Annotated in this window: 12 protein-coding genes; 9 read left to right on the top strand and 3 right to left on the bottom strand. The window is 71.1% G+C overall.

The features are described 5' to 3' along the window. Window positions 1-119: 119 nt before the first annotated feature. A complete protein-coding gene (locus D7D52_RS13120) occupies window positions 120-2,639 on the bottom strand; it encodes a DUF6049 family protein (protein ID WP_120736568.1) in 2,520 nt (839 codons plus the stop codon). Continuing rightward, the gene (locus D7D52_RS13115; RefSeq protein ID WP_120736567.1) at window positions 2,636-3,208 is read right to left on the bottom strand and encodes an NUDIX hydrolase; all 573 of its coding nucleotides are present in this window, start codon (window positions 3,206-3,208) and stop codon (window positions 2,636-2,638) included. Before D7D52_RS13115 ends, D7D52_RS13120 begins: the two co-directional genes overlap by 4 nt. A gap of 203 nt (window positions 3,209-3,411) precedes the next feature. On the opposite strand from D7D52_RS13115, the gene D7D52_RS13110 reads away from it, so the two are divergent. Continuing rightward, entirely contained in the window at window positions 3,412-4,848 is a 1,437-nt protein-coding gene (locus tag D7D52_RS13110) for a CCA tRNA nucleotidyltransferase (protein ID WP_120736566.1), read from the top strand. 15 nt (window positions 4,849-4,863) lie between these two features. Here the strand turns inward: D7D52_RS13110 and D7D52_RS13105 are convergent, their stop codons facing one another. Then, a complete protein-coding gene (locus tag D7D52_RS13105; RefSeq protein ID WP_246023850.1) occupies window positions 4,864-5,778 on the bottom strand; it encodes a hypothetical protein in 915 nt (304 codons plus the stop codon). Window positions 5,779-5,831: 53 nt separating this feature from the next. On the opposite strand from D7D52_RS13105, the gene D7D52_RS39125 reads away from it, so the two are divergent. The 8 genes from D7D52_RS39125 to D7D52_RS13065 all read left to right on the top strand — a co-directional run bounded on the left by D7D52_RS39125 (window position 5,832) and on the right by D7D52_RS13065 (window position 13,087). Beyond that, the gene (locus D7D52_RS39125; RefSeq protein WP_120736564.1) at window positions 5,832-6,242 is read left to right on the top strand and encodes a TOBE domain-containing protein; all 411 of its coding nucleotides are present in this window, start codon (window positions 5,832-5,834) and stop codon (window positions 6,240-6,242) included. A gap of 20 nt (window positions 6,243-6,262) precedes the next feature. Next, the gene (modA, locus tag D7D52_RS13095) at window positions 6,263-7,009 is read left to right on the top strand and encodes a molybdate ABC transporter substrate-binding protein (RefSeq protein WP_425464674.1); all 747 of its coding nucleotides are present in this window, start codon (window positions 6,263-6,265) and stop codon (window positions 7,007-7,009) included. Then, entirely contained in the window at window positions 7,009-7,806 is a 798-nt protein-coding gene (locus tag D7D52_RS13090; protein WP_120736562.1) for an ABC transporter permease, read from the top strand. The genes modA and D7D52_RS13090 overlap by 1 nt, the downstream gene beginning before the upstream one ends. Window positions 7,807-7,816: 10 nt before the next feature. Beyond that, the gene (locus tag D7D52_RS13085) at window positions 7,817-9,436 is read left to right on the top strand and encodes a DUF885 domain-containing protein (protein WP_120736561.1); all 1,620 of its coding nucleotides are present in this window, start codon (window positions 7,817-7,819) and stop codon (window positions 9,434-9,436) included. A gap of 24 nt (window positions 9,437-9,460) precedes the next feature. After that, entirely contained in the window at window positions 9,461-10,630 is a 1,170-nt protein-coding gene (locus D7D52_RS13080) for a sulfate/molybdate ABC transporter ATP-binding protein (RefSeq protein ID WP_120736560.1), read from the top strand. Between the two features lie 116 nt (window positions 10,631-10,746). Next, entirely contained in the window at window positions 10,747-11,499 is a 753-nt protein-coding gene (locus D7D52_RS13075; RefSeq protein ID WP_120736559.1) for a LamB/YcsF family protein, read from the top strand. Window positions 11,500-11,516: 17 nt separating this feature from the next. After that, window positions 11,517-12,227, top strand: a complete 711-nt coding sequence (locus D7D52_RS13070) for a 5-oxoprolinase subunit B family protein (RefSeq protein WP_120736558.1) — start codon at window positions 11,517-11,519, stop codon at window positions 12,225-12,227. Then, on the top strand, window positions 12,224-13,087 hold the full coding sequence (locus D7D52_RS13065) for a 5-oxoprolinase subunit C family protein (RefSeq protein ID WP_120736557.1): 864 nt from the start codon (window positions 12,224-12,226) through the stop codon (window positions 13,085-13,087). The genes D7D52_RS13070 and D7D52_RS13065 overlap by 4 nt, the downstream gene beginning before the upstream one ends. Window positions 13,088-13,112 lie beyond the last annotated feature (25 nt).

Raw genomic sequence — 13,112 nt, 5'->3', positions numbered from 1 at the left:
CGGCCCGCGCGGGCCCGGTCGGGGCACGCCCCGCTCCCAGGGCGCCGAGGGCGCGCGCCGGGGCGGCGGCCCGTCGGGGCCCTCTGGTCGGCCGGATGAGCGCGGCCCGCCGTACTCGCTCACCGTGCCTCCTGTCGTTTCGACTCCCGTTTACGCGCGCGCCGACGCTGCCGCGTGTCCGGGTCGAACCCTTCGTCGGCCGGATCGGACTGTCCGCGGAAGCGGTGCCAGAGTCGGCGACCGACCAGCAGGAGCAGCAGCGCGCAGGCGCACGCAGTAATTATTGCCAACACCTGACCGTAGGCGTTGGACCGCACCGAAACCGACACCGCATTGCCGAGCGACACCTCATCGGGTGTGGTAAGCGCGATGGGAATGACCAGGTTTCGGCTGTCGGACACCTCGGTCGGGATCTGGAAGGACCGATTTCCCTTGGCGGGCAGCTGCTGTTCGCCGATATCAGTGATGTTCGTCTCGGCCGGGGCGTCGATCTTGAATCGCACCCGGATGGCGACCGGCAGGTCGTTGCGGGCCACCAGCAGCAGCGGACTCTGTTCGGAGGCGAGGGTGTAGACGCCGCCGGGCGGCAGCACGGTCACCGATCCGAACAGGTTGTCCATGGTCCGGGTGGTCTGATCCTGGCGGCGCTGGGCATTGGTGTCGGCGGCGGCCGGTGAGGCGCGCCGGTCCGACAGCGTCAGCACCCGGATCAGATCATCGCGCAGCGGGGTGAGGAAGTCGCGCGGGCTGAGCTCCTGCTGCGGCACGTCCACCAGCGCGCTCATCAGTTCGGTGATGCGCTGCGCCTGCTGATGCACCGGTTCGGCGAAGTGCGCGGGCACCGCCTCGTCGGACGCGGCGGCCAGGTAGTCGAGACCGTAGGGCTGCGGATCGGGCTGCTGCGCAACCAGTTCGGTGAGCGGCCGGGCGGTGGCGAGATTGCTGCGCAGCATCAGGTCCAGCTGTCCGAGCACCGCGGAGGCCTCGTCGCGATTGGCCCCCCACTGCTGCGGCGGCACCAGCAGGGCCGAACGGGGCCGTCCCGGCAGGGGATTGAGCGCGGTCCATGACAGCGCCCCGACCGCATCCTGCAGCCGGGCGGCGCGGGAATCGTTGGTGACGTCGTAGCGGACCTTGTCCGGGGTGAACGGCGGGGTGGGCGGATTGGATCCGATGGCGGCCAGCGCGGTCGCGGCCCAGATGTCGAAGGTGGCCGCGTGCAGGGTGACCGGCGCGGGCGGCGGGTTCACACCGGCGGGCGGCGGCACGGTGACGTCGGCGATGCTCACCACGTCCGGGATTCCGGTCTCGGGGGCGGCCGCGGGCGTGCCGGGGGCCTTGGTGGAGGTGAGGTTGGCGGGGCTGTCACCGGTGGTGACGGCGCTGTCGGCGAGCAGGGCGCTGGTGAAACCGTGATGGGCCAGCAGCGTGGCGGCGTCGGTGTCGACCGTGCCCGCGTCCGGAACGGCCACGCCGCGCACCGATTTCACCGACAGCAGCGAGTCCACCAGGTCGGCGGGCGCGTTGAGGGCCCGATCGGCGAGGGTGACGTCCCCGGTGGCGGCCAGCGCGGCGGGGTCGACCTGCGCGAACGGCAGTGCCACCACGCACATTCCGGCGGCGAGGGTGTGCAGTCGTTCCAGCCAGGCCTTGGCGGCGTGGCTGCCGGTGCCGGTGCGGGTGGGCCCGTCCGGATCCGACGGGCTGGCCAGCACCCGATAGTCGGTGGTCATATCGGACACGGTGATGAGCAGGTCCGGGTCGATGGCCAGGCACAGCGCGTTGACGAGGTTCTTGTCGCGTCCGCTGTCGGGTTTGAGGACGCTCTCGAGCGCCGACAGCAGCTGGTCGAGCCGCCCGCCCTGGGCCAGCGAGCCGGCCAGGTCGTCGTCGGTGAGCAGGGCCTGCCCGTCCGGGGAGCCGGGCTGCCCGGCGACCAGCCGCGGCCGGTCGGCCAGCGGCCACAGCATGGTGGTGGCCACCGGCGTATCCGGAACCGCGGGGGCGGCCGGCGTAGCGGGCGCGGCCGGGGCTTTCGCGTCGCCGCCGGGCACGCCGAGGACGGGCAGCAGGAAGCGGGCGTCGTCGAGGCGGGCCTGGCCGCCGTAGTCGGGCTGGCCGTTGACGTTCAGCAGCAGCGGATAGACCCCGGGCGCGGTGATGTCGATCGACGAGATCCCGCTGGGCAGTTCGGTTCCCGGGCGCAGGGCCACGGTGAGGCTGAACTGTTTGCGCTGTCCGGCGTTCAATTTGTCGGCGACGTCCTGGAATTCGCCGTTGACGTCGTAGCTGGCCTGATCCTGCCGCAGGGTCGCGCGCAGCCCGCTGGGGCTGGTGACGGCCGCGCCGCGCTGGATCCGCACGCTGATGTCGTTGACCGGCCGGTCGCCGATATTGGTGACGGTGCCGGCCACCACGAAGTAGGGGTCGCTGGTCGCGGTGATGGTGGTGGGCGTGACCGAATCCAGTGACAGTTTCAGGAATTTCGGCCCGCTGGCCTGTCCGCTCCCGCTGCCGGTGGGTTCGGCGGCGGCAATGGGCGTGCCGAGTCCGGGTCCGATGATTCCCAGTGACGTGAGCACCGCCAGCATTACCGCGACGAGTGAAAGCAGCGTGCGCTGCGATCCCGCACGCGTCATTGTCTGCCGTTCTCCATCCGGTCGATCAGCCGGTTGGCGACCTCTGCCAGCCTGCGTTCGTCAGCGTAGGCGAGCCGGGAGTCCAGTTCGCTCAAGGGAACCCAGGCCACCTTGGTGACCTCGACGTCGGCATCGGAGAGTTCACCGCCCAGGCAGCGCATCAGATAGTGGTGCACGGTCTTGTGCACCCGCCGGCCCTCGGTGACGAACCAGTAGTCGATGCTGCCGAGTTCGGCGACCACGGTGCCGTGGATGCCGGTCTCCTCCTGCACCTCGCGGATCGCGGTCTGCTCGGCGGTTTCGCCTTCTTCGATATGCCCCTTGGGTAGCGACCAGAGCAGGCGGCCGCGGCGATCGGTGCGTCCGATGAGTGCGGCACAGCGCTTTTCCCGCGGGCCGTCGAGCCCGTCGACGACCAGTCCGCCCGCGGAGGTCTCCCGCACGGTGCGCATGCGCGGTTTGCGTTCGGCCTCCCCGCGCTGGGCGCCGGTGGTTTTCGCGGCATTACCGGCCGAACCGCGCCGCCGGGGCTGGCGGCGTCGACTGTTCGCACGATCGGCCGGGGACACTGCGTCAGTCTATAGGGGAGTGTGGCCCAGCCCGCCCCACCGCGGCGCCTCCGCCGCACTCGGTGCTCGCGCAGCAGGTAGGCGCCGGTCGCGGGGCGGCACGCCGGGTGCGCGGCGGGGGCGGCCGGACGCTTTTCGGGGTTCGGGCACCGCAGCGACTAAGCTGCGTTTTCGTGGTTTCGCCCAAGTCCGAGGAAGTAGCTGTGGAGGATCGTCGTACCCGTCTGCTGGCGGCGGCGGCGATAACCCTGGGACGGTACTCGGATGTGCTGACGCCGCTGGGTGAATTGTTCGCCGCGCACGGGCATCGGCTGTATCTGGTGGGCGGCAGCGTCCGCGACGCGGTGCTGGGCCGGCTGGGCACCGATCTGGATTTCACCACCGATGCCCGGCCCGAGGTCGTGCAGGAGTTGATGCGCGGCTGGGCCGATCATCTGTGGGACACCGGCGGTCTGGCTTTCGGCACGGTGAGCGCGGCCAAGGCCGGCCAGCAGCTGGAGATCACCACCTTCCGCGCCGATTCCTACGATCGGGTGTCGCGCAATCCGGAGGTCACCTTCGGCGACACCCTCGAGGGTGATCTGGTGCGCCGCGATTTCACCGTCAACGCCATGGCGGTGCGCATCGGCGAACTGGGTGAACTGGAGTTCGTCGATCCGCTCGACGGCATGTCGGCGCTGCTGGCGGGCGTGCTGGATACGCCTGCGCTGCCGCAGGATTCGTTCGCCGACGATCCGCTGCGCATGCTGCGCGCCGCACGCTTCGTCTCGCAGCTGGGTTTCACGCTGGCCCCGCGGGTGCGGGCGGCCATCGTGGAGATGGCCCCGGAGATCGACCGCATCACCGCCGAGCGGGTGCGCGCCGAGCTGGACAAGCTGATCGGCGGCGAGTACCCGACCGACGGCATCGACATCATGGTCGAGACCGGGCTGGCCGAACGGGTGCTGCCCGAGGTGCCGGCCATGCAGCTCGAGATCGACGAGCATCACCAGCACAAGGACGTCTATCAGCATTCGCTGACGGTGTTGCGGCAGGCCATCGATCAGGAGGAGGGCGACCCGGACCTGATCCTGCGCTGGGCCGCGCTGCTGCACGACATCGGCAAGCCGCCCACCAAGCGCAACGAGCCCGGCGGCGGCGTGAGCTTCCATCACCACGAGGTGGTGGGCGCGAAGATGGTGCGAAAGCGCATGCGCGCCTTGAAATATCCGAAGCAGTTCACCGAGGACGTGGCGCGGCTGGTGTATCTGCACCTGCGCTTCCACGGCTACGGCAAGGGGCAGTGGACCGATTCGGCGGTGCGCCGCTACGTGACCGACGGCGCGGAACTGCTGCCGCGCCTGCACAAGCTGGTGCGCGCCGACTGCACCACCCGCAACAAGCGCCGCGCCGCCGCGCTGCGCGCCACCTACGACGATCTGGAAGCCCGCATCGAGCGACTGGCCGAGCAGGAGGATCTGGCGCGGGTGCGCCCGGATCTGGACGGCAACGCCATCATGGAACTGCTTGGCCTGCAACCGGGTCCGGATGTCGGCCGGGCGTGGCGGTACCTGAAGGAACTGCGGCTGGACCGCGGCCCCATGACCCGGGACGAGGCCGAGGCGGCACTGCTGGAATGGTGGCCGACCCAGCGGGCGTGACGCCGCGCGCCGGGTTCAGAACACGATCAGCGTGGTGCCCGCGACGATGGCCGAGCGGATCTGGGCCAGATCGAACGATCCGGTGATCGCGGGCAGGTCCGCGGCGAACAGCACGTGGTCGCCGACGCGCTGCGCGCGGCTGATGCGCGCCTGATTCGGCAGTCCGGTCAGCGGAATCGGATTCAGCGTCGTGAATCGCCTGGGCGCCCGCACCTTTCGCCAGTGCGCCTCGTGCACGGTGATGGACAGGACGTTGTCGGTGATCTCGGCCTCCGCCAGCGCCTTGATCCGGCGGCGGCGGTGCCGCGCCAGCACCAGCCCGTCCGCCCCGGGTTCGAGTTCCCAGTCGGGCTGCCAGGTATTGATCCAGTCCAGCAGCGCCGCAACGGTTATCACGCCCTGCAGGTCGAGTTGCGCGGCCCGTACCTTGGTGGGCACCCCGGGCACCAGCCGCACCCCGTGCGCGATGACGGTCAGTTCCTCGATGGGGTGCCGGTTCCACCGCAGCCCGGTGAGCACGGTTTTGGTCTGGAAGTGCGCGCCGCGCCGGCGCACCTTGAGCGTGTGCAGGGTGGCGCGCAGCTCGTGGCCGAGCAGGGTGGCGTCGATCTCCTGACCGCCGAAGCGGCTCAGGATGCCTTCCGACAGCAGGGTCATGAGCACGTCGGGCATGAGCGCGGTGACGGTGCCGGCGCCGAAGTCGACGGCTGGTTCGAGCCAGGCGGTGGTGAAGCTGGTCCACTGATCCACCCAGCCCTGGTCGAACAGGCGTTTGCCGAGATCCAGGCCGAGGTCCACCGCGCGCAGGGGTGACCAGGCCTTCGGATCGAAATACGTGGCCATAGTTGTTTCGAGCGTACTGGCCGCGGGTGGCGAGGCGAAGGGTCCGAAGGTGAACAACAACACGGTCGGCTGCTCAGTGATCCGCATCTACGGATATATACGATTCGTACTCCCGTAGATGCGGGTCTATTCTCCCTCTCATGCCCGATATCCGGATTCGTGACGCCGCCCAGCTGCTGGGTGTCAGCGACGACACCGTGCGGCGCTGGATCGACAGCGGCGCGCTGACGGGGCGCAAGGACGAATCCGGTCGCCTGGTGGTGGACGGCAGGGAGCTGGCGGACTTGGCCGTCGAGCAGGCCCGCACTCCGCAGACCCGGATGGGTAGTGCCAGTTCGGCACGCAATCGGTTTCCCGGGCTGGTCACCAAGGTGGTGGCCGATACCGTGATGGCACAGGTGGAGATGCAATGCGGACCGTTCACAGTCGTGTCCCTGATGAGCAGCGAGTCGGTACGCGAGCTGGGCTTGCAGCCGGGCAGTGTGGCGTGGGCCAGCGTGAAGGCGACCACGGTGGTCGTGGAGACGGCCGCGGACGGTGGCGCCGGCTAGGCGCGAAATCGGGTGCGGCACTGGCCGCTTCCGCGGTGCTGGGCGTCGGCCTGCTGTCGGGGTGCAGTTCCTCGTCGGACAGCGGCGGCGATGCCAAGACCCTCACGGTCTTCGCCGCGGCGTCGCTCAAGCAGTCGTTCACGCAGCTCGGCGCCGAGTACGAGAAGCAGCATCCGGGTGTGAAGGTGACGTTCTCCTTCGCGGGTTCCTCGGATCTGGTGACGCAGTTGAATCAGGGCGCACCCGCCGACGTCTTCGCCTCCGCCGATCAGGCGAACATGGACAAGGCGGTGAAGGGCGGGCGGATCAAGGATCAGCCGACGACCTTCGCCACCAACACGCTGACCATCGTGACCCCGCCCGGCAATCCGGCGCACATCGCCGCGCTGGCCGATCTGTCGAAACCGGGTCTGCGCCTGGTGGTCTGTGCGCCGCAGGTGCCGTGCGGCGCGGCCGCCAAGAAGGTGACCACCGACGCGAACGTGGCGATCACACCGGTGAGCGAGGAATCCTCGGTCACCGATGTGCTGGCCAAGGTGACCACCGGCCAGGCCGACGCCGGTCTGGTCTACGTGACCGATGCCGCGAGCGCGGGCGCGAAGGTGCAGACGGTGAACTTCCCGGAGTCCGCCAAGGCCGTGAACAGCTATCCGATTGCCGCCGTGGCCGATTCGAAGAACTCCGGCGCGGCCAAGGACTTCGTCGCGCTGGTCACCGGCCCGGACGGCCGGAAGATCTTGCAGCAGAACGGTTTCGTCCTGCCGTGATGCGGCCCCCGGTCTGGCTGCTGGCCCCCGCCGCCCTCGGCTTCGTGCTGGTGGCGGGGCCGCTGGCCGGTCTGACCGAGGCGGTGGACTGGTCGCATTTCCTCGCGCTGATCACCTCCGAATCCTCGCGGGTGGCGCTGCTCCTGAGCCTGCGCACCTCGCTCGCGGCCGCCGCGCTGTGCGTGCTGCTGGGGGTGCCGATGGCGGCGGTGCTGGCGCGCTCCCGCTGGCGGGTGCTGCCGGTATTGCGCGCACTGGTGTTGCTGCCCTTGGTATTACCGCCGGTGGTGGGCGGGCTGGCGCTGCTGTACCTGTTCGGCCGCCAGGGCCTGCTGGGCCATCAACTGGAGTCGATGGGCATCCGGATCGCGTTCAGCACGACCGCCGTGGTGCTGGCGCAGACCTTCGTGGCGCTGCCGTTCCTGGTGATCACCCTGGAGGGTGCGATGCGCACCGCGGGCGACCGCTACGAGCGGATCGCCGCCACCCTGGGCGCGCGCCCGTCGATCGTGTGGTGGCGGGTCACCCTGCCGCTGTTGCGTCCGGCGCTGGTGTCGGGTGTCATTCTGGCCTTCGCCCGGGCGCTGGGCGAATTCGGCGCGACGCTCACCTTCGCGGGCAGCCTGCAGGGCACCACCCGCACGCTGCCGCTGGAGATCTACCTGCAGCGCGAGACCGATCCCGATGCGGCGGTGGCGCTTTCCCTGCTGCTGGTGCTGGTGGCGGCGGTGATCGTGCTGGTCGCCTACCGCCGGCCCGGGATCGCGGCGGAACGCGTGGTCGGTCGTGCGGTCTAGCGTGACAGTCATGTCGTCGATTTTCGTGCCCCGCGCGCAGCGCATCGTCGATGCGCTGCTGACCGCCGATCCGCAGCTGGCCGCCTCGGTCGGTGATCACCGGTCCGACGACCGGCTACCGGACTGGTCGCGGGCGGCGGTGCGCGGGCAGATCGCCATGCTGCGGGAGGCGTCGCACGCGCTGGCCGAGATCGACGACGAGGACCTCTCCCCCGCCGACCGGGTGGATCTGGCGCTGCTGCAGCAGCGGGTCGACGCCCTGCTGTTCGCCCGCGCCGACACCCGCGAACATGAGTGGAATCCCTTGCTGCACAACCCGGGTCCGCTGCTGTATCACCTGCTGGCCCGGCCGTTCGCGCCCGCCGAGGTCCGGCTGGAGGCGTTGCGCGCACGGCTGAGCGCCCTGCCCGACGCGCTGGCCACCGCCCGCGCGGTGCTCGGCGACGCGCCGCGCGTGCACGTGGAGACGGCGATCGCCCAGTTCGGCGGGGTGGCGGCGCTGATCCGCGAGCAGGTCCCGGCGCTGGCCGCCGAGGCGCCGGGCTTCGCGATCGAATCCGCTGTCGCCGCGGCGATCTCGGCGCTGACCGAGTTCACCGGTTGGCTCACCGAACGGCTGGACGCGTCGGACCGCGATCCGCGCCTGGGCCGCCGCCTGTGGGAAGCCAAGCTCTGGCACACCCTCGACACCAACCTGAGCTCGCGCGAGATCCTGGAGCGCGCCCACGCCCACCTGGACCTGCTGACCGGGGAAATCCGCGCCGCCGCAGGCGAATTGCTCGGCATAGCGCAGCCGGATGACGACGCGGTGCGCAAGGCGCTGACACAGCTGTCGGCGGACTGCCCCGCCGACGACACGGTGGTGGCCGTCGCCACCGACGCGCTGGCGGAGGCGACCGCCTTCGTACGCGCCCACGATCTGGTCGGTCTGGTCGAGGATCCGCTGGTGATTCAGGAGATGCCGGAGTTCGCGCGCGGGGTCGCGGTGGCCTACTGCGATCCGGTGGGCCCGCTCGAAACCGCCGAACTGCCCACCTTCTTCGCCATCGCGCCCACCCCGGCGGACTGGCCGGCCGAGCGGGTGGCCTCGTTCTACCGCGAATACAACAACCACATGATGCGCAATCTGACCGTGCACGAGGCCATGCCGGGCCACTATCTGCAACTGGCGCGCGCCCGCCGCTACCGCGGCGCCACCCCGATCCGGGCGCTGTGCCGGAGCGGCAGCTTCGTCGAGGGCTGGGCGGTGTACACCGAGAAGCTCATGGCGGACAACGGTTTCGGCGGCCTCCCGCTGCGCCTGCAGCAGTTGAAGTCGCATCTGCGCATGACCGTCAACGCCATCCTGGACCAGTCGGTGCACTGCGACGGCATGACCAAACCGGAGGCCATGCGCCTCCTGCTGGACCGCGGTTTTCAGGAGGAAGGTGAGGCCGCCGGCAAGTGGCGGCGCACCCTGCTCAGCTCGACCCAGCTGTCCACCTATTTCGTCGGGTACACCGAGATCGCCGCCCTCGCCGCGGACCGACCGGTCGCCACATCTCAGCGTGAGTGGCACGACGCCATGCTCGCCCACGGCTCCCCCGCGCCGCGGCATCTGCGCACCCTGCTCGGTGTCGACGATGGCTGAGGTCGAGAATGGCTGAGGTCGGCGATGTCTGAGGTAGCCGGGCTCACCGTGTCGGCCCGCCTGGCGGACCGGGATTTCCAGGTGGCACTGGAGGTTCCGGCCGGTGAGGTGCTGGCGGTGCTGGGGCCCAATGGCGCGGGCAAGTCCAGCCTGCTGGATGTGGTGGCGGGCCTGGTGGTTCCCGACGACGGCGCGGTGCGCCTCGGCGATCGGGTCCTCACCGACACCGCGAAAGGCGTTGCGGTGCCGCCGCATCGGCGCGCGGTCTCACTGCTCGCGCAGGACGCGCTGCTGTTCCCGCATCTGTCGGTGCTGGCGAACGTGGCGTTCGGCCCCCGCAGCCGGGGTATGCGCCCGCGCGCGGCCACGGCACTGGCCCGGCAATGGTTGCGCGCCGTCGACGCCGGAGAATTCGCGGACCGGTCGCCCGGTTCGCTGTCCGGCGGGCAGGCGCAGCGGGTGGCGCTCGCCCGGGCCCTCGCGGTGCATCCGCGGGTCCTGCTGCTCGACGAGCCCATGGCCGCCCTGGACGTGACCGCCGCCCCGGCCATGCGGGCGCTGCTGCGACGCGTGCTGCGGGAACCGGCCGCGCCGCACGAGACCGGTGCGAAAGCCGTGACGCCTCTGCCGGATTCGCGGCCGACCGCCACGATTCTGGTCACCCACGACATCATCGACGCCGTCACCCTGGCCGACCGGGTAGCGGTGATCGAGGGCGGTCGCGTCATCGAATCCGGTCCCGTGGCAGCGGTTCTCGCGCGCCCGCGCAGTCATTTCGCCGCGCGGATCGCGGGCGTGAACCTGGTGCTGGGCACCGCGGCCGACGGCGGCAGCACCGGCCTGGGCGCCGTGGCCCAGGACGGCGCGGCGGTCATCGGGAAATCCGAGGGCGAGTGGGCGCTCGGCGGCCGGGCGGCCGCGGTGTTCTCGCCGGCGGCCGTCGCGGTGCATCTGGACCATCCGGAGGGCAGCCCCCGCAATGTGTTCCGGGTCCGGGTGACCGAATTGGAGGATCGCGGCGGCATCGTGCGGGTGCGCGCCCGCGGTGACCACGAGGGCACGCCGGCGCCGGGCGCACCCGCCGGTCTGGCGGCGGATCTGACACCCGCCGCGGTGGCCCGGCTCGGCGTGGCCCCCGGAATGCCGGTCTACTTCGCGGTCAAGGCGACCGAAGTCGATGTCTACCCCCATTGATCGGCGGAAACCGGCAAACCAGTCCTGTGAGCCATGACACAGTTTTGAGCGTGAGATCCTTGTCGGCGACCGCGGGCTCGCCCACAATCGGAGGACACGACGGCTGGAGGACGCATATGACGCTGGATCTGAACAGCGACCTCGGCGAGGGCTTCGGCGACTACGTGATGGCCGATGACGCCGCCATGCTGGACGTGGTCACCAGCGCCAATATCGCCTGCGGCTTCCACGCCGGGGATCCGGCCATCATGCGCCGCACCTGCGCGCTGGCCGTCGAGCGGGGCGTGCGCATCGGCGCCCATGTCGGGCATCGCGATCTGGCGGGCTTCGGCCGCCGCGCCATCGCCGTCACCCCCGCCGCGCTGCGCGACGAAACCCTCTATCAGATCGGCGCCCTGGACGGGTTCGCCCGCGCCGCCGGGGACCGGGTGCGCTACGTGAAACCCCATGGCGCGCTGTATCACCAGGCCGCCGCCGACCGCGCGCTGGCCGACGCCATCATCGCGGCCATGCGCGAGTACGACCCCGCGCTGACCCTGCTCGGACCGGCGGCCACGGAACTGGAGCACGCCGCCGACGCCGCCGGAACCCGTTTCGTGGGAGAGGGTTTCGCCGACCGCGCGTACACCCCCGAGGGCCTGCTGGCCCCGCGCGGGCTGCCGGGCGCGGTATTGGATGCGGAAGCGGCGGTGGCCCAGGCATTGTCGATCGCTCACGACGGCAAGGCCGTCGGCGTCGACGGCGGCGCGGTGGCGGTCTCGGCCGCCAGCATCTGCGTGCACGGCGATACCCCGGCCGCGGTCGAGATGGCCCGCCGCATCCGGGCCGCCCTCGACGAATCCGGCACTGCTGTCCGGGCTTTCGCCTGAGCGCGGGGTGAACGGCCATGACCGATCCCGAACAATCCGAGACCGCCGGCGAGGTGCGTGCGGCGGGTGACCGTGCGCTGCTGGTGATTCCGCCGCTGCACGCCATGATCGCCGAACTGGTGTCCGCGCTGCGTCCCCGTCCGGCCGGGGTGGTGGACGTGCTGCCCGCCGCCGAAACCGTCCTGGTCACGCTGGCCTCCCCGGCGGCGGCCGAGCAGGTGCGAAAACACCTGCGCGCGTTGCTGGCTCGCCTGGACGCGGCGGCGCGGGTCGGCGTCGGCGACCGCTCCCTGCCGGAACGGCCGATCGCGACCCTGGGCGGGGACGACATCGCGGCCGAACCGCTGGTGATCCCGGTGCGCTACGACGGCGCGGACCTCGCCGAGGTCGCCCGGCTGCTCGGCCTGACCCCGGAGCAGGTGATCGCCGAGCACACCGGCACCGTATGGCGGTGCGCCTTCGTGGGTTTCGCACCGGGGTTCGGCTACCTGGAGTCCCCCGACGGACGCTTGACCGTCCCCCGCCGCACGCAGTCACGCACCGCCATCCCGGCCGGCGCGGTGGCGCTCGCGGGCGGCTACTCCGCGGTGTACCCGCGCGAGAGTCCGGGCGGCTGGCAGTTGATCGGGACCACGGATCTGACGATGTGGCAGGTGGATCGGGAACCGCCCGCGCTGGTGCGCGCCGGGAGCCGGGTTCGATTCCTCGATGTGGGGGTGCGCGCATGAGCGGACTGCGGGTGGAGCGGGTCGGTCCGCTGGCCACCATTCAGGACCTGGGCCGCCCGGGCTGGTTCGAGTCCGGAGTCGGCACCGCCGGCGCGGCCGATCGGGCCTCGCTGCGGCTGGCCAACCGGCTGGTCGGCAATCCCGAGGGGGCCGCCGGCGTCGAGGTGCTGCTGGGCGGGCTGGAGTTGCTGGCCGAACGGCATGCCACGGTGGCGGTCACCGGTGCGGCGGCGCCCATCACCGTCGACGACCGGCCCATGGGATCGGCCAGCGTGCTGGAAATGGAAGAGGGACAACGGCTTCGGCTCGGTTTCGCGGCGACCGGGCTGCGGGTCTACGTGGCGGTGCGCGGCGGCGTCGAGGTCGCGCCGGTGCTGGGGTCTCGCAGCCGCGACACGCTCTCGGGCATCGGCCCGGAACCGCTGCGCGCGGGTGATGTGCTGCCGCTCGGCCCGCCGCCCCGGGACTGGCCGATCGTGGACGTCGCACCCGTGCCGGCCCTGGGAGGTGACCTGCTCACCCTGCGTGCGATGCCCGGCCCCCGCGCGGACTGGTTCGCCGACGCCGCGGCGCTTTTCGCCGGCGAGTGGACGGTGTCCTCGGAGACCGATCGCATCGGCGCGCGCCTGGACCGCCGCACCGGGCCCACGCTGCGACGCAGCGTATCGGGCGAATTGCCCACGGAGGGCATGGCATTGGGGTCGGTGCAGGTGCCGCCCAGCGGCCAGCCGGTGGTCTTCCTCGCCGATCACCCCATTACCGGCGGCTATCCGGTCATCGCGGTGGTGGTGGACGCCGACGTGGACGCCGTCGCACAGGCCCGGCCGGGTCAGCCCCTGCGGTTCCGTCGCCTCGAATAGCGTTGTCGCACCGCGATATAGCGTT

Source organism: Nocardia yunnanensis (genome assembly GCF_003626895.1).
Classification (GTDB): Bacteria; Actinomycetota; Actinomycetes; order Mycobacteriales; family Mycobacteriaceae; genus Nocardia; species Nocardia yunnanensis.
The sequence above is the reverse complement of the archived record's forward strand: the minus strand, read 5'-3'. Positions and strand labels throughout refer to the sequence as shown.

Bases quoted from the DNA above. Each gene is read 5' to 3' on its own strand.
- D7D52_RS13105 (WP_246023850.1), bottom strand. From the start codon at position 5,778: ATGCGGATCACTGAGCAGCCGACCGTGTTGTTGTTCACCTTCGGACCC.
- D7D52_RS13085 (WP_120736561.1), top strand. From the start codon at position 7,817: ATGTCGTCGATTTTCGTGCCCCGCGCGCAGCGCATCGTCGATGCGCTG.
- D7D52_RS13120 (WP_120736568.1), bottom strand. From the start codon at position 2,639: ATGACGCGTGCGGGATCGCAGCGCACGCTGCTTTCACTCGTCGCGGTA.
- D7D52_RS13075 (WP_120736559.1), top strand. From the start codon at position 10,747: ATGACGCTGGATCTGAACAGCGACCTCGGCGAGGGCTTCGGCGACTAC.
- D7D52_RS13070 (WP_120736558.1), top strand. From the start codon at position 11,517: ATGACCGATCCCGAACAATCCGAGACCGCCGGCGAGGTGCGTGCGGCG.
- D7D52_RS13080 (WP_120736560.1), top strand. From the start codon at position 9,461: ATGTCTGAGGTAGCCGGGCTCACCGTGTCGGCCCGCCTGGCGGACCGG.
- D7D52_RS39125 (WP_120736564.1), top strand. From the start codon at position 5,832: ATGCCCGATATCCGGATTCGTGACGCCGCCCAGCTGCTGGGTGTCAGC.
- D7D52_RS13090 (WP_120736562.1), top strand. From the start codon at position 7,009: ATGCGGCCCCCGGTCTGGCTGCTGGCCCCCGCCGCCCTCGGCTTCGTG.
- D7D52_RS13065 (WP_120736557.1), top strand. From the start codon at position 12,224: ATGAGCGGACTGCGGGTGGAGCGGGTCGGTCCGCTGGCCACCATTCAG.